Below are 22,077 nucleotides of genomic sequence, written 5' to 3' on the forward strand. Positions count from 1 at the left end.
TATGAATAGTCAAGAAAACAAGACTCTCCTAACCAAGGTTCAGGAAATGGAAAAATTGGCTTTTAAGAATGAAGCGCCAGATATGTCAATTGTTCATGAAATTGCTGAAGAACTTAAAGCACTTCCCAAAACAAGGCGTAATTTTTTTTATGATTATGTTGAAGGTCTAAAAAACAGGCTGTTTAAATTTGGAATTGGCTCTGATTTCTTAGATTTAAACTCTTTCCAACTAGCAGTCGAAGAACAAGAAGCGAGTGCATTGCCACAGCCATTGATTCCTGTAGAAGCAATATCGAAAGTATCTGCCATTCAAAACAATGAAGTCATTCAAATAAAAGGTTATAAAGAAACTTTTATTGAGCTTATTAACCATTTACAAGATGAACTAAAATCAATTAAAGGCTACTTTTTTCTCCAATTGCAGAGAAACGAAAAAGCTCATTATGCCCCATTGATTCTACATGATGATAAATGTTTTTATCATTCGATTAAAAAGAAATTGCAATCTGTCGTAGAAAACTGCGAGTGCCATTCTTTAGAAGTTTACAAAAAGCAGATTGAAGAAGGAAGTTCAGTAAACGAAAACAATGCGGTTTTACTAATCCTTTCTACGAAAATTAATGATAAAACTTTTTTAGATGAAGTTAAATCCAGTTTAGATTACATTATTAGTAGCTATGATGACTATAGCTTTATTACATTAAAACCGACTGAAGAGCTTAAGAAAACTGATTTTATCACCAATAACGACAAGACTAGTTTTTTAGCAGAGATAGAATTTGTAACATCTACTTTTTTAACAAATGCAGATCTTTCAAATGAAGAGGAAAAATTGGTGAAGAGCCTTTTTAAGCATATAAAGTCCAGCCCTATATTAGAATATAAAATTCTAAAAGGTGGTAAGAGTGGTTCAAAAGTATTAGAAATAAAGCCTAAACTAAATTTTAATAATGAAATTGCTAAACGTTATGTGACTAAGTTCGGAAGGAAGGATGGAAATGAAAAGATTAAAAGGGAAATGGAGGCTTACTCGGAACATATAGAAAACTATGCTACGGGTTTATATGACTCTGCTCACTATCAGGAGACATCCAGTATGGAAGGCATGAAATATTCTTACGCATCAAAAGATGCAGTTCAGGCTTCATTTTCTTACGCTACTATACTAGAAAATTCTGAAAATAAATTTTATTCTGAACGAGCAAATACAATTGAAAAGTTGTTCGATTTGCAACCTTTCAATATGTGGCAAGCTTCTATTGAAAAAGGTCAGTTTTCTGTTAGAGAGTTATATGAACGATTTATAGTTCCTGAAAAATTTATTAAGGCAGTAATGAAGGTCAAATGCTTAACCGAACAAGAAGTTGAAGACACAGAACTTATTAAAACATTTAAAGAGGTATTTGAATACAAATTAGAAACAAATAAAAAGGTATGTCACGGTGATTTGCATTCCGAAAATTTTTTTATTGACTCAAATGGCATCTATTTAATTGATTTTGGATTTACGGGCACACTCCATTCATTGGTAGATCACACTGCTTTAGAGTGCAGTATAAAATTCAAACATATACCATTTTATGTTGACATAGAAACTCTAGTAAATATTGAAAATCAACTTACAAGTGACGATTCTTTCAATCCATCATTTCAAGCTATTTGTCCAAGAAAAGATGTAGAGGATTATTTCGAAATTATTAATAAAATAAGAGTGAAAAGTAGCTCGGGGCTATCTGTAAATCCATCTAGTAGACTGGAGTATTTGATTTCACTTTTTGTTATGACATGTAGGCAAGTCCAGTACTCAGATTTAAATCAACTTTATGCGCTTAATTCGGCAGAAATCATTGGTCAAAGGATAAAACAACTCATCGCTAAATAATAACTCAATTTTGAAGACTTAGCAAACATTGATTTAAAATGCAGTAATTTACTTTGGCCTAAATATAATCTAACGACGTGATAAGAAAAATAACACTCTCAATACTTCTCATAACTACATTCTATGCCCTAACTGGGTGTAAAAGTGGTATCAACAAAGCTTTCAAATCAATACAACAGTCAAATGAACGATCAAATCAAATATTGATCGATTCAAATAAAACTCTATTAACATCTATAAAACAACTCAACAATAAAATTTTCGTAAACCAAGCAGATTCAATAAACAATGCTAATTATGGTCTCAATGTTCTAGTTGATACCTACAAAAAGGACATAAGCAATCTTGCCCTAGTCCATAAAGATGAAGATGTAGCCTATGAAGTTGTAGCAACGCCCGATTTGTTAAAGGGTGTGCTGATATCCGCAAGTATGGAGGTCAATAAACAAGTTTCAAAAATAAGCCTAAAAGTAAAAAATGCTAGTTTGGATAGCTTGCTAACTGAATTGCATCTCGTTAGCATGGATGAAGATTATTTTGAAAAAACTTTTAAAAACGTTCCATCGGCAAATGCGCTAGCGATTTTGTCGAGTTTGCAAGTTAAAAGCTCTGATGCATCCAATACAGCGTTACATTTAATTTTGTCGTTAAGCAATGAAAATCCTAGTATTGATGTTTTACCAGTTCGGAAATGAAACGCAGGAAGTATTTTTTCATCGTGCTGGCTATAGTTGTCTTTTCAATTACATTGTTTATTTTGTACAAATGGGTTCTGCATGAATTTGCACAATCGTTTTACAAAGGCTATCTCGTTGGGTAGCTAAAATTGTTTGATTCGTGAAGCCGTAAATGATAAAAGCCACGCTAAAAATTGAAAAACACAATTTCCAGTTTAATAATAAAAAGAAAGATGTATTATTTAATGTTTAAATATTACCATTACATTTTAATTTCTTAATATGACCATAAAAGAAGCAATTTTAAAAGTTTTAGAAGAATATAATGGCTCACTGACCTATCTGCAAGTGCTTGAGAAGGTTGATGAAAAAGAATATATAGATTGGAAAAATGCTAAAACTCCTGGAGATACGATAGCTGCACAGTTAGGGCATTTCATTCGTCAGAATGACTCGAGGATTAAGAGGATAAAAGGCAAAAAAGGTTTCGAATACTACTCTACAAAAAATGAGAAAGATATAAATTTAACCCAGATCATTGATGCTGAGAAAGCACCCGCAATAAGCAACCAGATAAAAAGTTATCAGGAACGCCATCTCCATAAGCTACTAAGTAGCTATCTGAAAAGTCAGGAAATAAATTGTAAAACAATATTTCACGAAAAATCTGCAAATAGCAGGGACGATCATCAAAAATGGATTCATCCAGATATGATTGGAATTGATTTCTTAAATCTTAAGAATAAATCCAGTAATGCACTGATGAAATTAATTAATAAGGCGGATGCTTTTAATTTGATATCATATGAAATTAAAAAAGAAATCAAAACCGATTATGAGCTAAAGAAGTATTTCTTTCAAGCAGTTTCAAATTCCAGCTGGGCGAATTATGGATATTTAGTTGCTTTCGATATTAGCAAGAACCTTATAGATGAGATGGAAAGATTATGCCAATCTTTTGGTATTGGAATTATAGAATTGAAGTCAAATCCTTATGAAAGTAATGTTTTGTTTGTTTCAAGATATAGAGAGCTAGACTTCAGGACTATAGATAAACTTTGCGAAATTAATGGTGATTTTGAAAGATTTATGAGCCAGACTGAAACGTTGCTTAGTGCAAGCGAGAAATACTTGAATGCGACTAAAAAAGAATTTGAAGAATTCTGCGATGTCTATTTTAAAACAGATTCTGAGATTGAAGTATATTGCAAAGAAAACTTTATTCCTTGGGAAGAAGAGAAAGAAGTTTATTAACTCTTATTTTAGGATTTACATCAATGGAATTTAACTATTCTATCAACACAAACAGAAGTTTTGCAAATTCATTGTTCCATACATTTGTTGTCTTGGCAATGATGGTTCTTCCTAATCCCACTTTTGGCCAAAAATCTTTGGCCAAAAAAGCTTTTGTCCTAAATTGTAAGCAAGCTGAAAAGAAGTGGAAGTTATTATCATTTGAAGGATATAAGGTCAACTACTTTTTTCTCAACAATAGTTATAAAGAAACAGATTCTAATGGGGTAGATAGTTTTACAGGAACAGTGCTAATGGATATCGACAAAAATACTATAGATAGTTTAACTGGTATAAAGATGTGCTATTTGATTAGCAAGAAATTAGGTCTTGAGGAGTTTACAGTGTTTAGGACATGTCAGGCCTATAAAATCTATATTTCATCTACTGGCTACAAGAATGAGGACGAAAAAACCTATTTAATAAATAACTATTTTGGTACTTATATTAGACCTCTGAAAAAAGATTGATAAATGTTTCTATAGAAGACTTGGCTTACATCTTTTAGAGGCAAGAGGGAATTGAAATATTTTAAAGATTTGAGTTTATAAAATGATGCGGTAACATGAACCTCACAGAATTAATTTCTGCCATAGAACAGAAACATAAAAACGATGGAATTGAAGTAAACCCACCGGCTAGTCAACAACAAATTGATGACTTTCAGCGAAAAATAGGTTTTCCGTTGCCTCATGATTTTATTGAGTTCTATAAAATTTGCAATGGATTTTATTGCAACGAGGATATTTTCAATATGAAATCAATTGAAGATATGTTGGAAGATCCAGATGATTATGTTCACAGCTGGTTTTATTTTTCAGATTATATGATCAACTCCGATTTGTGGTTACTAAGGCTTAATTCAGATGGACATTATGAAATATTTAATGTTAGCGACATAGAAATTGTTTTAACATCATCACTAAATGAATTTTTGGAACACTTTCTTCAAGGAAATGTATTTGATAAAGGCGGACTATATGACTGGCAGGAAAAGCTCAAAACTAGTCTAAAGTTGAAAGATATCAGTCACAGGGAAAATATTACTTTAATTGATATTATTAGAGAGTATCAAAGTTTGGCAGATAAGGCAGTTCAAATTTTTAAAAAGAAATACAAAGTTGATAATATCCTGGAAGCTTGGCATAGCCGTGTTTACGAACGAACAGGAAAGCTGATTGAAGAAGGGCTTTACTTTTATGCCTTTCATGGTATTGGTTTAAAGGCACATTTCAAACATAAAATTGTTGATTTTGATTTTGCATGGTTCCCTGAACCACGACATGACGGCTTCGATTTATGGAGATTAACAAGCTTTATAGAAAATCAACCTAATAAATACCCCGATTACCAAGATAAGAGGAAAGTCGAGAAAGAATTTACCCAACTCGTAAATGAGGGAATTATCGCAAAACCGATACTCGATCAATCAACAACGCTATACTTTTTTAAAAATACTTTAGATGAATCACAAGCAATTGATGAAGCGATAAGGTCAAATTTAAATAGCTATAATTCGCAGTATAGGGAGAGAAACTGGTTTCAAAAGCTATTTGGCATCAAGTAATATTCATAGATATAATTAAGACAAAAAATCATTTAATAGTTTATGATCAGAATTACAGCTATTATATCAATCTTTCTCTTCGCCTGCTATGGAATAGTTGGCAAAGAAAACAATGACAAAAACAGAATGAAATTTTAGAGCAATTAGACTTAGCATTCAACGGCACACCTTCAAAATACTATCCATTAGGACGCCCAGAAGATATCAAGTACAACTTTATCTCGAACATGGATATTTCGAAACAGCAGGAAGTAAAATTTATTTATATGCGGACAAAGAGAGGTGGGCAATCGTTTTTGAAAAAAGTGGCTACCAAAATAGAGGCACATCTGCTGAAATAGAACTGAATTACGTCGGGGATTGTGTTAACTACCCTGTTGATGCGTATCCCGGATCCAACATGCAATATCGGACAAACAGAGGCCGTATCTTTTTGATTTTTATAGGAACAATCATGGCGTTGGCAATTTCCCTTTGGGGAAACTACTCCTTATTGGTTAATAAATCAGCACTGCATGATAACGACATTAAATTCAGGATGGTTAGGCAATTGATGCCAGAACAGACATTGTTTATCGATTCACTTTATTACAAAAATTCCGATAGTTTGGAGATGAAAGTAGAAGAATTGGAATCCCGCCAGATTGCTATTCAGGTAGCTAGCGAAGCGGTTAAACAGAAAAAAGAAGAAGCAGAGAAAGCGGATAAAGAACTAAGACAGCTTAAAAAAGGAAACAGGATGAAGTAGGCGAAAGTATTTCGCTTTATTCCCCTCGCTCATTTGTGGCCTGCAAAAACCAGAGGTTTTTGCTTTGGTGTTTACGGTGACAATTTCCAAGGCTCCGCGGTTGGAAAACCGAGGGTGAATTCCAAGTAGGCAAACCGTTGCAAGAATTTGTTAAGGTTTACTATTTAAGAAATAAAGTTCGTTTTTACGGTTACCCGTATTCATTTGTAGTGAGAAATGAAGTTTTTTACATTTCATTTATTAATAAATCATTATGACAAAAGTAGCTGCATTTCATTCAATTAAACAAAATGTTTACCACGACAACAACAAGTGTACAGAAGGTAACAACATTGAAAAAGAAAATTTGCGCCAAGGAACTGGCGGTAAAGCTAAATGTTCTCATTGCATTAGACTGAACTAGTTTAATCATTAGCCCTTAATCTTTGACTGCCCTTGGCGATGAACCAAGGGCTTTATTAGTTAATATAACACTGTATAGAGAAATAGAATAGCAAATTATTTCTACATCTTATTGATTAAAAGGAACTTGTATAATAAAATCAAATTGATTATATTTGTACTATAAGTTCATTGAAACATCAAAAACAGATAAAATAAACAAGCCAAATTGTGCCGAAACGTATCTAACGATATGTGCCCAATTAGGTGCCCATTTTATTTTTTATCTTGATAAGTGATTATAAATCAATATTTTAAAGGTGAAAAAAACATCCTGCCACCCCGATTTCTTTTTTGTTTTATCTAAATCCTTTTTAATCAGATATTAAATTCACTACAACGTTTACTGATGACTTTGCAACTGCTAAGAAAATAAGAGAAACTTATCAATATTGGAACTGTACTCGTTTCGGATATTGTCAATAATGGTGTTGATGACAGTTTCCTCTTTTTGCCATCGATGTGTTTCATAAGAAGTCTGAATGAAAGTTTATCGCAGCTCGACCTAACATGAAAACCAGTTAATCTGGTGTAACGGTTTCTCCAGGCTTTACTATTTTTAATCTTTGATTTACTTTTTTTTCTTTAGCCAATATGCCTAGAATAGTCTCTGATTCTGATAAAGGTTCATCTGCCATATCAAAAGTGCCGTAATGAAACGGAACCATCATTTTTGCCCGGGTATCATTGAATGCCTGAACAGCTTGCTGGGGATCCTGATGGTTGGGCGACATAAACCACCGTGGCGAGTATGCACCAACCCCAATCAGAGCAACATCTATATCGGGAAACAGTTTGCCCGCTTCCTTGTAGTGACTTCCATATCCGGAATCGCCTCCGTAATAGATTGTTTTCCGCTTGCTTTTTAAAACGAAAGCACCCCACAAACGTTCGTTGACATCGTTGATAGAGCGTCTTGAACTGTGTCTTGCAGGTAAAAAGATAATATCTATATCATCATCGAGCTTATATTGCTGATACCAGCCAGCCTCCTGCACTTTATGATTCCCGACCCATTTGCTTAGTAAACTTTTCATGTTTAATCCCGCAAGGAATATCGCAGCAGGATTCTGACTTTGAATAATTTTTAAACTGGACTTGTCGCAATGGTCGTAATGGGAATGCGAAATCAATACATAATCGATATTCTTTAATTTGGCCGTTTCGATTGGGAATTCTGTATAACGGGTATGCAACGAAAGCTTACCAAAAATAGGGTCAATTAAGATTTGCTTACCATTTAAACGAATAAAAAACGTGGAGTGCCCCAGCAATACGATCACATCCTCTTTTGTATGGAGGAAGCTGTCATCTTTCACCACCTGCATTTGCCAGGTATCGTTTTTCTTAGTTTGCTTCTGTGGATTTTTTTCAAACATCCATTTTAAAGCATCACCAAAACTTTGCGTGCCCGGAAATTCGTGGTTCATGAAACGTCTCTTTTTATCCAGAGGAGTACCTTTCCAAGATGGCAGAATGGTTTTCAAATCCGGGTTGCTAATTCGGGAGACCACAACGGGCACTTCTGGTGAAGGCGCTCTGAATATCTTACAGGATATCATAATTGTTGCCGCCAATGCAGCTGATATTAAAAACGCGCTCTTGTTCATCTATTTTATCTTTAAATTTTAAGGGATATTTCAGCCAGACCAATACCAACAGCAAACGCTTTCAACTTGATATTGTGCGCTCCACCGCCGTTTTGTATGCTTTAGAATGCTGTGATATCGTTTTTACCCCTTACCTAATTTGTTATTGGTAGACCTGGATCTAATATACGTTCTGTAAGCAGATGTTGTACAATTATACCAATTGCATAGTTACTTATTGCCTTTTGAAAACGGGTTAAATGAGATACCCACACTTGCGTAAGGTGCCGGATCTGTTTTTGTTTTTTTAATTCGAGTACGGAGATGGACGATTTGGAAATATCTTTGTGTTGTAGATAGCGCGTAGAAACGGAAGGGCTAAAATTCAACTTTGGCTAGTGCTTGCGATAGCTCCCATAATTTTAAAGAAACTTTTAAGTCCTCCGCCTGTGACGGTATTTTTGCGGCAGATGGATAGCCCCGGGTCTCCATCATTTTATCCGGCCCATAATAGAAACCACCTTTAGCCTCTGGAGAAGTGGCTGCATATAGTGTTGGCAAGGCTCCCTGTGCAGATGGCTGGAATAAAAACGGTAGAAAAGTTCTCGCCATTCCTGCGGCACTCCATCGCCCTGCACCGGTAATAAGTAGATTTGTCCGGGAAACACCTGGATGGGTAGCCATACTCAGTATACCCCAGCCATGCTTTTCACTTTTTCGCTGAAGTTCTAAAGCAAACATCAGGTTCGCAAGTTTTGCCTGACTGTATGCTTTCCCTGGAGCGTACGATGATTCTGATTGAAGATCATCAAAGTTGATGATCCCTTCACGATTTGCTATGCTTGAAACGGTTACAACACGGGCATCAGATGATTTACGTAATAATGGAAGAAGTTGTGCTGTCAATGCAAAGTGACCAAGATGGTTTGTGCCGAACTGTAACTCAAACCCATCAGCCGTTTCGAGCCGTTTGGGCGGTGTCATTACACCCGCATTATTGATCAGAAGATCTATGGCTTGCCCGTTTGAAATCATTCTTGAAGCAAAGGCTTTGACTGACGATAGGTTAGCAAGGTCTATTTTTTCAAAACTCACTTTTGCATTAGGGTCAATCTGATGAATTTTAGCAATTGACTCAGCCCCTTTTTGCGCGTTACGCCCCATCATTATTACATTCCACCCTGAAGATGACAATGCCAATGCATCTTCATATCCAATTCCTTCCGTACTGCCCGTAATGACAGCTAAACCACCGTTTCTTGGAGGAATATCAGCAACTGTCCAATTTTTAGTTCCGTTTTGCATTTAAATTGTTTTTCTTAATGCAAAGATGGGCTGCAATTATAGGACAGATGTAGCCAAAAGTCGTATTGTTGTAGTACAAAGTAATGTATTGACGAAGACATTGATGATTTGCCAGTTTATTTCATGGGTAATCGACCACTTCATGGAGGGCTTGTACAACATTCAGCTAATTTTCAGTTTTGTTGAGCCTGTTGGGTAACCTTAAAAGCTTATCGTTCATGTATAATAGAACCTCTGATTACTGAACAACAAATAAAACCCGGCCTTTATTGGTATATATCGCTGGTATACATTTCTTTGAAACAGTAAGACAATAAGGAGATGGAAGTATTCGATGTTAAAATCCGGTTTTAGATGCCTTTCGAATATCGCTTGGGCTTTTGACCAAGATGTTCTTCAAAAACCTTGGTAAAATGGCTAAGACTGGTAAAACCAACATGATGTCCAGCCTGCGAAACGGAAAATTTTTTCTCTCTGATTAGGTATGCCGCTTCCATCATTCTGAAATATTGATAATAGTTGTAAATACTTTTACCAAATATTTGTTTAAAGAGCTTTTTCATTTTGCTCTCGCTCATACACGCAGATCTGGCCAGCTCTGATAAGTTTGGTGACTCGCTAAAATTCTGGATTAGAAGTCCTCTTATATCGTAAATCACTTTTACATCCTCATTGTTAAATGGATAATTGAAAATATCTTTTCTTTTTAATAAGACCTGAAAAAATAAATAAATCATCTCTTCCGCTTTAACTCTGCAGTAAAAGAGACTGAGGGGGTCAGTTGTCTGCACTTTTTGCAGCTGGTTGCCGATCACTTTTATTTCCACTGGTAAGATCTCTTCAAAATGAAAAGGTTTATCCATTGAAAAGATGGGTTGTAGCTGCGAAATCATACTTTCGTCAGCATAGAGCATCTTTTTTAATAAGCTGACATCAATAATGATAATTATTAAATCAATATAGGTATTGGCAGGATATATAAATTCAATTTTAAAAGCTGTTTGGGACACAAACACAGATGGTAATTGTTTTATAAAATTACTGTCTTCAGGGCGATCATGAAACACATTACGAAATCCAAAGCTGATTATTTCTTCTTTCTCCACGGAATGACGTTCAAAAGTTACCAACTCGTATAGAACGCAGCGAACGATGATCATCTTCATAGACGAAGAAAAGTCGAACCGTTTGATATAACCACTTCCTAAACCGTCGGGAATAACGATGGTATCATCTTCAATTGTGGTTCCAATCACTTTAGCCACAGCATCCAGGTCATTGTTAGATCCTGAGATATTAATATTCATATGAACCGTATTGGATTATTTTTATGTCTAAAGTAGTTATTTTTATCTATTTAAGTTCAATAAATTTGCGTTATTCCCAAAACGATCGGTTCCTTCTATCACTTAAATATCCCCATCTATTTAAAACCAAAGTATATCTTAAAGCCATATGTTAAACAAACGAAATTAAACCATGTATATTAAACAAAACCAGGCGGAACAGTGCAGCATAACATTGGACTATCCTACAATGTCTTTAAGCAGAAACCAAAAGGCTACTTACTGCCACGGTTTACTTCAGCTAACAATTATGAAATATATTTTGAAAATTACCGCAGTAATAGCCGCGCTGATATTGATTTTCGGTACAGTAGCTTATTTCGTTGTGAATTCGGGTGACAATATTAAGCCACTTAACCTATTAGCTAACAGTTCACTGTGGTCCAGGCATCCTACCCGCCAGCCAATCCTGATCAAAAACGTGACCATCGTCGACACAAAAACTGGAAAACTTCTGCAGAACATGGATATTTTGCTTGCTGATGGCGAAATTCGTAAGATATCGCCAACCGGGCAGGTAGCTCCTCCACAGCATGTGCAGGTAGTTGAAGCATCTGGCAAGTATGTTATCCCCGGGCTAATAAATATGCACATGCATGTAATTGACTACCCGAACCCATCAGAAAATATGGCGCTCATGTTAACGAACGGAATTACCGGCTTTCGCCAAATGAGTGGATCATCAGAACTTTTAAAGCTTAGAAAAGAACACGGACTCTCCATTCAAGAACAGCAACCGGCTATGTTTGGGATGCCTGGCAGTGTATTAACACCAGTAAATACGCATAACATAAAAGCAGCACAGAGAAATGTACGCCAACAAAAAGCTGAAGGGGCTGATTTTATAAAAATAGGAATGCTATCTCCCAATATCTTCTTTGCAACTTTATCTGAAGGAAAACGCATCGGGATTCCAGTACTGGGACACGTCACTGCAGATGCGAATATGATCGCGGCCTCAGACTCAGGGTTCAGGAGCATGGAGCATCTGGGACTAAATTATGGAGAATTGACCGCTTGCTCTACAGAAGAATCTGATTTGAGAAATATGGCGCCTAAGGAACCTGCAATACTACATTACCTGCCTGCCTTTATGGATAAGTTGTCTATGAAACTATTGCAGAAAACCTTAATGAACCCGGCGGTTGGAACCTCCGACAAAGAATATCAACGAATCAGCCGTATCGTTCGTACTTTCAGCGAGGCCAAAGCAAGGAAAAACGCGAGGAGATATCTGGCCAACGGCACCTGGCAGTGTCCTACAGTGTCTCATTTACGACAATACCAACTGGCCTTCTTACCGGAAATAAAAATGGAGCCAGGTTATAGCTATGACAATGCAAAAAGAGAGCAAAAACACAAAGAGGTTACCGAAAAATTTGAAAAGGAATTAACTCCCGAGCGAAAGGAAATACTAATAAATGCGTATAATCTTCAGTTAAAGCTTGTGAAAATATATGATACCATGGGTATAAAACTTCTGGCAGGCACGGATGACCAAAACGGCAATGCGCTGCAGCTTGAGTTTGAAGAGTTTGCCAAAGCAGGTTTGTCCCCACTACACATTTTACAAACAGCAACAACTAATGCCGCAGAATTTATAGGCCGCACAGCTGATATGGGTACCGTAGAGCAAAATAAAATTGCAGACCTGGTACTTCTTGATGCCAATCCGCTGGAAGACATACGGCATTTGCGTAAGATTAACGCAGTAATACGTAACGGTTATTTTTACAGCAAAGAAGAATTAGCCGATTTAAAAACAAAAGCATTGAAAATGTTAAAGTAAATAAGTGATAGAACAGCGCAATGCCAGACTATTTTCCTATGTGGTTCTTTGTTTTATCTTTGCACGGAGATGAAAAGTGAGCGAATTAAGGAAATCTTCGGAGACATTGATATTTATTTATTTGATCAGCTGACGAAAGGCACCTACGATCAGTGTAACACTATTTTAGATGCTGGCTGTGGAACAGGCAGAAATTTGGTTTACTTTTTAAAGAGTGATGCTCAGGTGTTCGGTGTGGATATGAGTGAGCAGGCGATAACGCAACTTAGAAACCTGGCTGCTACAATCTCGGAGCTTAGCCCGGAAGAAAATTTTAAGGTGGCAAATGTGGAGGAACTTCCCTTTGAAGACGAAAGTTTTGATCTGGTGATCAGCAGTGCCGTACTTCATTTTGCTAAAGATCTTAACCATTTCGAAGCCATGCTCAATTCGATGTGGCGCGTCCTTCGGCCCGGAGGATATTTCTTCTGCCGTCTGGCCTCAGAAATCGGCATTGAATCTCTGGTTGGTTTCATTGGGAACGGAAGGTATATCCTTCCGGATGGATCAGAACGGTTTTTGGTCAATCAGGAAATGTTGGTTCGCTTCACTAAGAAATTAGGCGGGGAACTCCATGAACCCATAAAAACCACCAATGTACACAATATGCGGGCCATGACCACCTGGTGCGTGCGCAAATAGCGCTTGTTTAGCAATATAGTTCAGAACCCCTTTCAGAAGTTAAAAGCCGCTGATCAAAAAAGTCCTCAGGCCATACATACCGTAGGTGAAAGGGGTGCTGAACGTATTATGAGGTTGGCATTATGCCAAAAGTTCCTTCATTCCAAATGCGGTCAAAACTTTTCCATATTCAACTTTTACAGCTTTGTTAGCCGCTTCAATAATTTCTCCTGTGGATGAGTCAACAACTGTTCTCAATGGCCTTTGTCCCTTTGGTAAATTGATCAGGTTTACTACTGCATCTGCAACATCCTGAGGATTAGGTTTAGCAGTTTCAAACATCTGACCAATGGCACCAAACATTTTATCCGGAAATTCAGCTATCGCTTTATAATCGTCAACAACTGATGTATCAGAACCAAATTGAACCTTTTGGGACATTTCAGTAGGAAAGGCTCCGGGTTGAATAATTGCTACATCAACACCTAAAGGTCGTGATTCATAATGTAAGCCTTCACTTAAACCTTCCAGCGCAAATTTTGAAGCGCTGTACACTGCTGAAAAAGGCGCAGCGAATCTACCCCAGCCGCTGGAAACATTGATGATCAAACCTTCCGATTGTTTACGCATAAATGGTAAAGCCAATTTCATCAGTCTCCAGGGAGCGATCACATTGACATCAAACATGCGCTGCAGATCAGCAGGAGTAGCACTTTCAGCCACGCCAAACATCGCAATACCTGCATTATTTACCAATACATCAATTGTTCCTTCTGCAGCGATGATGGTGTCGATCGCATTTTTCACACTGTTCTCGTCAGTGAGTGACACATCCAGTACGGTTACATGCTCTACCTGGGCCAGGGCTTTTGCCTGATCAGCATTCTTTCCGTCGATATCTCTCATGGTGGCATAAACTTTATGCCCCAAAGCGGCAACACTATTGGCCGTAAGCCATCCAAAACCACTATTTGTTCCTGTTATTAATACGACTTTTTTGTCCATTTTTTTGTCTGTTTAAATAATGATACAAATGTCGATATCAAAAAAAAGAAACCATTTACCATATGGTAAAAAGCAATTTTAACGGATGTTTTTTCTTATCCTGCTTAATGATTGTTGGGTAATTCCAAGGTAAGAAGCGATATAAGACAGAGGAATACGATTGACAAGGTTGGGGAAATTTTCGATAAAGGATAAATAACGCGTAGTAGCATCTTCCGAAACCAGCGGGCTTCTTCTTTCAATTGTTTTTAACAAACAATTTTTTAATATCAATCCTGTAATATTGTCCCAGCCAACAATGGTATTTCCGATGTCGTCCCAGTCTTTCTTTGAAAAAACAAGCAATTTGCAGTCGGTAACTGTCTGTATGTACTCCGAAGCTACTACTTGTGCCTCAAATTTTTGTTGGTCTGAAACAAAATTGTTCTCGTCAATGAAGTGATGGGTAATCTCCTGGCCTTTATTGTTGTAATAGCAGAAACGAACAATACCTTCGAGAATAAACCCAACTTGCCTGGGGATCTTTCCCGCTTCCGAAAAATATTCGTCCTTATGAAGTTCCAGCATTTTTGCCTTGCTCATGATGAGGTCTGTCTGCTGCTTGTTCAGATTGCCAAACTGTAATACGTAATCAATAAAAGCTTTCATAGTCGAAAGGTAGTAGTTATTGTTAGCAGTTTATTTACCATATGGTAAAAACGTTAGTGATTTCTTATCCTACATCAATTATAGTTACGTGAAATAGCTGCACATTTGTTTAACCAACAAAAGCAAAACTTAAAACTAAGAACATGAACACAATCACAACAAAAGACGGTACCGAAATTTATTATAAAGACTGGGGAACAGGACAACCACTTGTATTTCATCATGGCTGGCCATTGTCTGGCGATGATTGGGATGCGCAGATGATGTTTTTTCTTGAAAAAGGATATAGGGTTATCGCGCACGACCGCAGAGGTCACGGAAGATCAAGCCAGGTTTCGGGCGGACATGATATGGATACTTATGCTTCTGACGTGGCAGCACTTACAGAGGCGCTGGATCTAAGAGATGCCATACATATCGGCCATTCAACAGGCGGTGGAGAAGCCATTCATTATGCAGCAAATCTTGGAAAAGATCGCGTAGCCAAAGTGGTATTGATTAGTGCCGTAACGCCACTGATGGTGCAAACAGAAAATAATCCAGATGGTGTACCAATGGCTGTATTTGATGAAATACGTCAGGGAACTGCATTTAACAGACCACAGTATTTTGAAGATTTTACCATCCCATTTTATGGATACAACCGCGAGGGTGCTAAGATATCACAAGGTGTAATAGACAACTGGTGGCGCCAGGGAATGATGGGAAGCGTAAAAGCACATCATGACGGCATCAAGGCATTTTCAGAAACAGACTTTTCCGAAGACCTTAAAAGTGTAGATATTCCAGTACTGGTTTTACATGGTGAAGATGACCAGATCGTTCCATTTCCAATCTCTGGAGCAAAGGCCATTAAATTATTGAAAAAGGGAACGTTGATCTCTTATCCGGGTTTCCCTCATGGTATGCCCACTACTGAGGCTGACACCATCAATAAAGATCTTTTAGCTTTTATACAATCTTAAACCCGATAATAGGTTCGTTTATATTAACGGACCAGCAGATAAAAACAGAATCCAGTGGTGAGCGCCACTGGGTTCTGTTTTACGCTAACTTCCCGGATCTGCATCTTTTCTCAATCCTTCGGGTCGTCTCTCTCATCAGGTTTCTCGTCTTTCCCCTTACCAGTTTCATCTGCTGCCCGATTTCCGAGTAGTTCGATAAGTGCTTTAGCAGTAGGTCCTGCGGAAAGCGGGTTTTGGCCGGTAATGAGCAGACCATCGTGTTCAACATGTGAAAGAAACGGAATAAGGGCTGTTTTTACTGCTGCACCTAATTCTTCCAAACGGCTTTGCAGCAGATAGGGCACATTGCCACTTCGCCCAACCATGCTTTCTTCGGTATTGCTGAATGCGGAGATGGTTTTACCATTTAGTAATCCGGGTCTATGCCGCTCTGCACTGATCAGCGCCGCAGGTCCGTGACAAACCGCGCCAACAGGTTTGCCTGCATCCAGGAAATCCAGTATCAGAAGTCCACTGTTGTTGTCAACTGCCAAATCCCAGATCGGACCGTGCCCGCCTGGATAAAATACCGCGTCGTAATCCGTGTGCCGGATCTGGTCCAATACGGTAGTTTGTGAAAAAGCTGTTTTGGCGGACTCATCATCCTGGAAACGGCGGTTAGATCCGGTAATATTTTCCGTCAGTTCACTCATCGGGTCAACAGGTGGCCTGCCGCCTTTAGGGCTGGTCAGGGTTACCGTGTATCCGGCATCAATGAATTCGTAATAAGGGTCAGTAAACTCACCCAGCCAAACCCCTGTTTTGCCATCGGTATTTTCCATCGCACTGTGCGAAGTCAATACCATCAGAATATTTTTCATATCAATCTTATTTAATATCTTCCGGATCGAGTTCATTGCCTTCCTCATCTACCTGCTGGTGTTCGTCCCAATTCGCGTCTTGTGTATTTTTGGATTTTTGTTCAGCAGTTTCGTCAGTTGATTGCTGTGCCTGCTTATCTTTTTCTTTAGGATCTGTCATGATGATATATTTTAGTTTCAATAGATAACAATGCAGCGCGTTAAAGGTTCGTTAAACTTAAGCCCTAAAAATTATATGGTAGGTATGGTACCTCCGTCAATTACGTATTCTGTTCCCGTTAAGTAAGCTGCGCGTGGCGAAACCAGGAAACCGACCAGCTCAGCAACCTCTTCCGGCTCAGCAGGTCTGCCCATAGGTATACCACCTAAAGAGTCCATTACACCTTCTGTTGCTTTTTCAATACTAACATTTGCGCTTTCTGCTAAGCGCTCCATCATCCTGATCGCAGAGGTAGTTTTGATCCAGCCCGGGGACACGGTCAGCACGCGCACGCCTTTTGGTGCAACTTCGTTTGACAAGCTTTTACTGTAATTGATCAACGCGGCCTTAGCTGCAGCATAAGGTAAGGTAGAATCATATAAAGGAAGCCTCCCTTGTATTGAAGCAATGTGGATGATACACCCCGAAGCCTTTTTCAGCATATAGGGTAACAGTCCCTTATCGAGCCGGATAGGTGCCAGTAAATTGGTCTGCAGGGTATCTTCCCAGTGTTTGTCCGTTAGTGCACTGAAGCCTCCTCCTGGAGTTTCAGAGCCGCCCATGTTATTGATCAGAACATCAACTCCGCCAAATTCTTTCATAATCCGGTCAATCACCTGTGTGGTTCCGGCAGCTGTACCCAGATGAGCTGCGATAAATGTAAAACTATTATTCATCGTTTCAGGTTCGTTACGGGCAGTAATAATGATTTTGGCTCCCGCCTGGGCAAGCCGTTCTGCAATCGCTTTACCCGCACCCTTAGTGCCGCCGGTAACCAATGCAATTTTCCCTGAAAGTTCGTTGTTGAAATTATACAGATTCATATCTTTTGTTTTTATAAGACAAAATTGGACGATATGCGCTGTTCAAACAAGTACGGAAAAACGATTCAATAGGGATAAATTTATCCGTATGGACGTATTCACAGCAATACACTATCTTCGTAAATGGCTTATCAAAAGAAATTACAACCGTCGCTAAATTGTGGGCTTGATGTACTTGGAGAAGTACTTTACGGTAAATGGAAAATACGTCTGTTATACTTTATTCATGAAGGTCATAAACGACCCGGTGAATTACAGCGTAAGATTCCCGACGCATCGAGACGTGTGCTGAATATGCAGCTGAATGAACTGGAGGCACATGAATTGGTAACGAAAAAGATCTTTGCCCAATTGCCGCCTAAGGTAGAATACGCGTTAACGGATATGGGCATTAGCCTGATTCCGGTAATTCATGCACTTGGCGACTGGGGCGACGAAAACCAGGAGCGTTTAGTACATGCGATTAGAAGGGCGGCTCAGGTCAATGGCACCGTTGATGAAATGAATAACGAGTTATAGATGAGTACAATACGTTACTTTACTTCGTCAGTCAACGGATCTGGTGCTGCCGGATGGGCAGGGTCATAAACCGCTACGCCTACTTTTGAATCTGCACAGCCATAATATAAATACCATTTATTTTTGAACCAGGCCATCCCTTCTATAAAAACAGTTCCGTTAACATATTGGCCGCTTTTTTCGAAAGCCTCCATAGGTCGTAAAAAGGGAACATTCAGCCGGTCTAAAAGCTGGGTAGGGTCTGATTTGCTAAAAAGCATTTGACCGGCACAGTATGCGTTTCCATTAAATCTTCGGTCGCCAGCATCACCAGGACGGTTTTTGCCATTATACAATAAGATGATTCCTTTTTCAGTGAGTAATGCCGGAGGGCCGCATTCGGTTAAGCCGCTATCAAAATGACCTGGCCTGGTTGAAGCGAGTATTTGAAGTTCACCGTTTTTATCTACAATCGGAGACCAGTCTGTTAAGTTCACAGATGTTGCACCGTATACAGCCGATTCGCCCCAATACATAAAGTACTTACCGTTAATCCTGGTGATCACCTGCTTATCGCCCTTGATCCTGGTTAGGATCGATGCCGATTTATGAGAGATATTAAAGAATTTACCATTATAGGCTTTTTGAAATATCGGGCCTTCCTTTTTCCAGTTGATCAAATCTTTAGAAGTAGCCACGCCGAGTCTCGGTGTTTTGCGGTTCCATTGGGTATAAAAAACAACGTAAGTGCCGTTTTCGGTAACAGACACCCTCGGATCTTCACAGCCGCCCGGCCACTCATATTCTTTTTGCGAATCATCCGCCGGAAAAAATACAGGCTCAGTTTTGCGTGTAAAATTTAAACCATCTGAGCTTTCGGCATAACCGAGGCGCGATGTGCGCGAACCTATTCCTTTTCCAAAGTTATCCTCAGAACGGTACAATACGATTATCTTACCGTTTTTAACAGCGGCGGCTGGATTAAAGGTATCATTAGCTTCCCAATAGATTAATTTTTTACTCATGGGATCGTAAAATTCAGAGGCAGGGTTTGGCGATATGATTGGATTGATTCCTGTGGGCCTGGCAAATCCCCCTAGTGCCCATGCTGGTAGTACATTCTTATCTTGCGCGGTAGCAAGCTGGGTAAATAAAAGGAGCGTAATTAGCCAGGTTAGTTGCTGTAATGATCGGTTCATTTATTTAGATGCTAAAAGATGTTTGGTATTTTATGCCTTGCGTTTAATGATGAATGCATGATGTACGGTGTCCATGCCGATTTTTGGGTAATAGTTTATAGCTTCGGGTGCTGCAACCAGTAGCAGCATACATTGGTCACCTATGGCTTCTTTAGTTAATGAAACCAATTTTTTCCCGATTCCCAGCTTTTGATATTCTGCGCTGATGGCAAGATCCGAGAGGTAGCAACTGTAGTTGAAATCAGTTAAAGCCCGAGATATCCCAATCAGCAATTCTCCATCCCAGGCGGTCAGCACCAAATTGGAGTTGGCAAACATACTGGCAATTCTTTCCGGATCATCAATAGGCCTATTGATTCCAGAGCTGCGGTAAACGGATATGATAGCATCCGTATCTGGGATTAGGTTAGTTTTGTAGACGAGGTTCATGGAATAAATGTACGTTTTTAAATTAAACGTCACATAGGTACAATTTTACCCTTCTCTGCAGGTGTAATTTTGCATATTTTGCTATTTATGAATTGCTTACAGATTGGTACTTAATTTTATTACTCGGCTATAAGATCGGGGCCATCAAAATAAGATAGCTGCCTTTCATACCGCTTTTTAAAAGATGCATCTTTCCCACTATCAGTTTTTGAAACTAAAATGAATAGTTGGGCAGAAAGCCAAAAGTAAAATAAGAAACAGTCTGATCCTTGAAATGTATAAGGGATCAGTGCAAAAGTATAAATCACCGTGCACACTTAATCCCACCTTTGCTTTACAATTAAAACATAAAGCAAAATGAATAAGACCGTATTAATAACAGGAGCATCATCAGGATTTGGAAAGGCAACCGTTAAATTATTTCATAACAAGGGTTGGAACGTAATTGCTACTATGCGTTCACCTGAAAAAGAAAACGAATTATCCGCGCTTGATAAGGTACTGGTTACCCAATTGGATGTTACCAGTAATCAAACCATACAAAATGCCATTCAAGAAGGTATAGCAAAATTCGGGCACATTGATGTGCTGGTAAACAATGCCGGATACGGTGCAATGGGCGCACTGGAAGCTGCCAGTGAAGAAGAAGTGAAAAAGCAATTTGATGTCAACTTTTTTGGACTAATAGCCGTAACAAAGGCCGTTTTGCCAGGGATGCGCCAGCAAAGATCAGGTATCATAATCAATGTTTCTTCTGTTGGCGGAAGGATCACTTTCCCGTTTGCCTCTCTTTACCATGCAACCAAATTCGCAGTAGAAGGTTTAACGGAATCTATGCAGTACGAATTGAATCCATTAGGCATCCAATTAAAGGTCATTGAACCGGGTGGTTACAGGACTGAGTTTGCCGGCCGTTCCATGTCTATTTTTGGAGGTAATGGAATGGAAGATTATCAACCTGGATTTGATCAGTTCATGAATATGTTTGAGCACTGGCCGATGTCTGAAGATCTTAGTGAAGTGGCCAGTGCCATTTATGAAGCCGCTACAGATGGAACAGAAAAATTGCGTTATCCTGTTGGCCATGATGCCGTACAATTGATCGGGACCAGACACCAAATGGATGATGTTGATTTTAAGAAAATGATGGTGGCCCAAATGGGCATGTAAAAAATATGGCTGCCCAATTTAGGCAGCCATATTTTTATACTAACTTTAAAACAGAATCATAACATGTCTCCAAAGTACCACGACCTTCAATCAATCAGTGACCTGCACAAGCTGGTCAACTATTCCCCACCAAAACACCCGTTGATCAGTGTGATTGATCACAAAGACTTTTACGCAAAGCGACCTGCAGAGGAAGCGCTGTACCGGTTTGGGTTTTATACCATTTCCTGCAAAAAGATGGAAGGCATGTTGAAGTATGGCAAGGGATATTACGACTTTAGTGAAGGATCCTTGCTGTTTACCGCCCCGGATCAGGTAATCGCTCCAGGTTTAGATGTGACTGTTGAAGAGGGCTGGGCGCTGTTTATTCATCCGGATCTGATCCATGGAACTGATCTCGCGAAGAAGATGCATCAGTATTCCTTTTTTAATTATGAAGCCAATGAAGCCCTGCACATTTCGGAGGAAGAAAAACTAACCATTGAAGATGGTATAGCGAAAATTGAAAGAGAATATTCACAAAATATAGATAAGCATTCGCAAGGCCTGATTGTAAGTAATATAGAACTCCTGCTAAATTACTGCAATCGTTTTTACGACCGGCAATTCTATACCAGGGCAAAAGTTAACTCAGACGTTGTGCAGCAGTTTGAAAAGTTGCTGAATGATTACTTCTCGCAATCTTCTCTGATTGATGTTGGGTTGCCAAATGTTAAATATTTTGCTTCACAACTTCATCTTTCCCCCAACTATCTGACAGATCTGCTGAACAAATTCACAGGCAAAAGTACGCAAGAGCACATACACCATGCGCTCATAGATAAAGCCAAAACGTTGTTGTGGAGTACAGATCATACCATCAGTGAGATTGCCTATGGGTTGGGATTTGATCATCCTTCACATTTTACCAAGATCTTTAAATCAAAAACAGGGAAATCTCCCAGCGAATACAGACACCTCAATTGATCTGGTTATATGATGGT

General features: G+C 38.7%; 22 protein-coding genes and 1 pseudogene. 13 read left to right on the plus strand and 10 right to left on the minus strand.

What is annotated here, in order from left to right; all coding sequences use genetic code 11:
* Position 1: 1 nt before the first annotated feature.
* From ATK78_RS00595 to ATK78_RS00620, 7 genes and pseudogenes are all read left to right on the plus strand, one after another.
* Entirely contained in the window at positions 2 to 1,882 is a 1,881-nt protein-coding gene (locus ATK78_RS00595) for a phosphotransferase (protein WP_133574129.1), read from the plus strand.
* A 77-nt stretch (positions 1,883 to 1,959) separates the two neighbouring features.
* Positions 1,960 to 2,577, plus strand: a complete 618-nt coding sequence (locus ATK78_RS00600; RefSeq protein WP_133574130.1) for a hypothetical protein — start codon at positions 1,960 to 1,962, stop codon at positions 2,575 to 2,577.
* A 264-nt stretch (positions 2,578 to 2,841) separates the two neighbouring features.
* Positions 2,842 to 3,813 carry an HTH domain-containing protein gene (locus ATK78_RS00605; protein WP_133574131.1) on the plus strand — a complete coding sequence of 324 codons (972 nt, stop codon included), beginning with the start codon at positions 2,842 to 2,844 and terminating at the stop codon, positions 3,811 to 3,813.
* Positions 3,786 to 4,322 (plus strand): hypothetical protein, encoded by a 537-nt coding sequence (locus ATK78_RS00610; RefSeq protein ID WP_133574132.1) that lies wholly within the window; start codon positions 3,786 to 3,788, stop codon positions 4,320 to 4,322. The genes ATK78_RS00605 and ATK78_RS00610 overlap by 28 nt, the downstream gene beginning before the upstream one ends.
* Before the next feature lie 95 nt (positions 4,323 to 4,417).
* Complete coding sequence (locus tag ATK78_RS00615) at positions 4,418 to 5,419, plus strand: DUF6896 domain-containing protein (protein ID WP_133574133.1); 1,002 nt, start codon at positions 4,418 to 4,420, stop codon at positions 5,417 to 5,419.
* A gap of 184 nt (positions 5,420 to 5,603) precedes the next feature.
* Positions 5,604 to 5,831: pseudogene (locus ATK78_RS23095) on the plus strand (DUF7003 family protein); the annotation flags it as partial.
* A gap of 42 nt (positions 5,832 to 5,873) precedes the next feature.
* The gene (locus ATK78_RS00620) at positions 5,874 to 6,167 is read left to right on the plus strand and encodes a hypothetical protein (protein WP_133574134.1); all 294 of its coding nucleotides are present in this window, start codon (positions 5,874 to 5,876) and stop codon (positions 6,165 to 6,167) included.
* A gap of 962 nt (positions 6,168 to 7,129) precedes the next feature.
* Here ATK78_RS00620 and ATK78_RS00625 read toward each other — a convergent pair.
* The 3 genes from ATK78_RS00625 to ATK78_RS00635 form a co-directional block, all read right to left on the minus strand.
* The gene (locus ATK78_RS00625; protein ID WP_208112278.1) at positions 7,130 to 8,218 is read right to left on the minus strand and encodes an MBL fold metallo-hydrolase; all 1,089 of its coding nucleotides are present in this window, start codon (positions 8,216 to 8,218) and stop codon (positions 7,130 to 7,132) included.
* 357 nt (positions 8,219 to 8,575) lie between these two features.
* A complete protein-coding gene (locus ATK78_RS00630) occupies positions 8,576 to 9,502 on the minus strand; it encodes an SDR family oxidoreductase (protein WP_133574135.1) in 927 nt (308 codons plus the stop codon).
* A 350-nt stretch (positions 9,503 to 9,852) separates the two neighbouring features.
* Positions 9,853 to 10,809 carry a helix-turn-helix domain-containing protein gene (locus ATK78_RS00635; protein WP_133574136.1) on the minus strand — a complete coding sequence of 319 codons (957 nt, stop codon included), beginning with the start codon at positions 10,807 to 10,809 and terminating at the stop codon, positions 9,853 to 9,855.
* A gap of 172 nt (positions 10,810 to 10,981) precedes the next feature.
* Here ATK78_RS00635 and ATK78_RS00640 point away from each other — a divergent pair, with 172 nt between their 5' ends.
* Together ATK78_RS00640 and ATK78_RS00645 are read left to right on the plus strand one after the other, a co-directional pair.
* Positions 10,982 to 12,637: an amidohydrolase family protein gene (locus tag ATK78_RS00640; protein WP_133574137.1), complete on the plus strand. Its 1,656-nt coding sequence runs from the start codon at positions 10,982 to 10,984 to the stop codon at positions 12,635 to 12,637.
* Between the two features lie 69 nt (positions 12,638 to 12,706).
* Complete coding sequence (locus tag ATK78_RS00645) at positions 12,707 to 13,318, plus strand: class I SAM-dependent methyltransferase (protein ID WP_133574138.1); 612 nt, start codon at positions 12,707 to 12,709, stop codon at positions 13,316 to 13,318.
* Between the two features lie 120 nt (positions 13,319 to 13,438).
* Here the strand turns inward: ATK78_RS00645 and ATK78_RS00650 are convergent, their stop codons facing one another.
* Both ATK78_RS00650 and ATK78_RS00655 read right to left on the minus strand, forming a co-directional pair.
* Positions 13,439 to 14,302, minus strand: coding sequence for an SDR family oxidoreductase (locus ATK78_RS00650; protein WP_133574139.1), 864 nt, complete (start codon positions 14,300 to 14,302; stop codon positions 13,439 to 13,441).
* 78 nt (positions 14,303 to 14,380) lie between these two features.
* Positions 14,381 to 14,950 (minus strand): Crp/Fnr family transcriptional regulator, encoded by a 570-nt coding sequence (locus ATK78_RS00655; protein WP_133574140.1) that lies wholly within the window; start codon positions 14,948 to 14,950, stop codon positions 14,381 to 14,383.
* Positions 14,951 to 15,093: 143 nt separating this feature from the next.
* Between ATK78_RS00655 and ATK78_RS00660 the strand changes: the two genes are divergently transcribed.
* Entirely contained in the window at positions 15,094 to 15,915 is an 822-nt protein-coding gene (locus ATK78_RS00660) for an alpha/beta fold hydrolase (protein WP_133574141.1), read from the plus strand.
* A 110-nt stretch (positions 15,916 to 16,025) separates the two neighbouring features.
* On the opposite strand, the gene ATK78_RS00665 is transcribed toward ATK78_RS00660, so the two are convergent.
* The 3 genes from ATK78_RS00665 to ATK78_RS00670 all read right to left on the minus strand — a co-directional run bounded on the left by ATK78_RS00665 (position 16,026) and on the right by ATK78_RS00670 (position 17,798).
* Positions 16,026 to 16,775 (minus strand): type 1 glutamine amidotransferase domain-containing protein, encoded by a 750-nt coding sequence (locus ATK78_RS00665; protein ID WP_133574142.1) that lies wholly within the window; start codon positions 16,773 to 16,775, stop codon positions 16,026 to 16,028.
* Positions 16,776 to 16,782: 7 nt separating this feature from the next.
* The gene (locus ATK78_RS22640; RefSeq protein WP_166664785.1) at positions 16,783 to 16,935 is read right to left on the minus strand and encodes a hypothetical protein; all 153 of its coding nucleotides are present in this window, start codon (positions 16,933 to 16,935) and stop codon (positions 16,783 to 16,785) included.
* Positions 16,936 to 17,006: 71 nt separating this feature from the next.
* The gene (locus ATK78_RS00670) at positions 17,007 to 17,798 is read right to left on the minus strand and encodes an SDR family oxidoreductase (protein WP_133574143.1); all 792 of its coding nucleotides are present in this window, start codon (positions 17,796 to 17,798) and stop codon (positions 17,007 to 17,009) included.
* A 123-nt stretch (positions 17,799 to 17,921) separates the two neighbouring features.
* Between ATK78_RS00670 and ATK78_RS00675 the strand changes: the two genes are divergently transcribed.
* Positions 17,922 to 18,317, plus strand: a complete 396-nt coding sequence (locus ATK78_RS00675) for a winged helix-turn-helix transcriptional regulator (RefSeq protein ID WP_133574144.1) — start codon at positions 17,922 to 17,924, stop codon at positions 18,315 to 18,317.
* A gap of 14 nt (positions 18,318 to 18,331) precedes the next feature.
* On the opposite strand, the gene ATK78_RS00680 is transcribed toward ATK78_RS00675, so the two are convergent.
* Both ATK78_RS00680 and ATK78_RS00685 read right to left on the minus strand, forming a co-directional pair.
* Positions 18,332 to 19,495 carry a glycoside hydrolase family 130 protein gene (locus ATK78_RS00680; protein WP_133574145.1) on the minus strand — a complete coding sequence of 388 codons (1,164 nt, stop codon included), beginning with the start codon at positions 19,493 to 19,495 and terminating at the stop codon, positions 18,332 to 18,334.
* Between the two features lie 30 nt (positions 19,496 to 19,525).
* Positions 19,526 to 19,924 (minus strand): GNAT family N-acetyltransferase, encoded by a 399-nt coding sequence (locus ATK78_RS00685; protein WP_133574146.1) that lies wholly within the window; start codon positions 19,922 to 19,924, stop codon positions 19,526 to 19,528.
* Between the two features lie 357 nt (positions 19,925 to 20,281).
* Between ATK78_RS00685 and ATK78_RS00690 the strand changes: the two genes are divergently transcribed.
* Together ATK78_RS00690 and ATK78_RS00695 are read left to right on the plus strand one after the other, a co-directional pair.
* Positions 20,282 to 21,094: an SDR family oxidoreductase gene (locus ATK78_RS00690; protein ID WP_133574147.1), complete on the plus strand. Its 813-nt coding sequence runs from the start codon at positions 20,282 to 20,284 to the stop codon at positions 21,092 to 21,094.
* Between the two features lie 63 nt (positions 21,095 to 21,157).
* The gene (locus tag ATK78_RS00695; protein ID WP_133574148.1) at positions 21,158 to 22,060 is read left to right on the plus strand and encodes a helix-turn-helix domain-containing protein; all 903 of its coding nucleotides are present in this window, start codon (positions 21,158 to 21,160) and stop codon (positions 22,058 to 22,060) included.
* Positions 22,061 to 22,077: the final 17 nt, after the last annotated feature.

The sequence above is a fragment of the Pedobacter metabolipauper genome (genome assembly GCF_004362715.1).
Classification (GTDB): Bacteria; Bacteroidota; Bacteroidia; order Sphingobacteriales; family Sphingobacteriaceae; genus Pedobacter; species Pedobacter metabolipauper.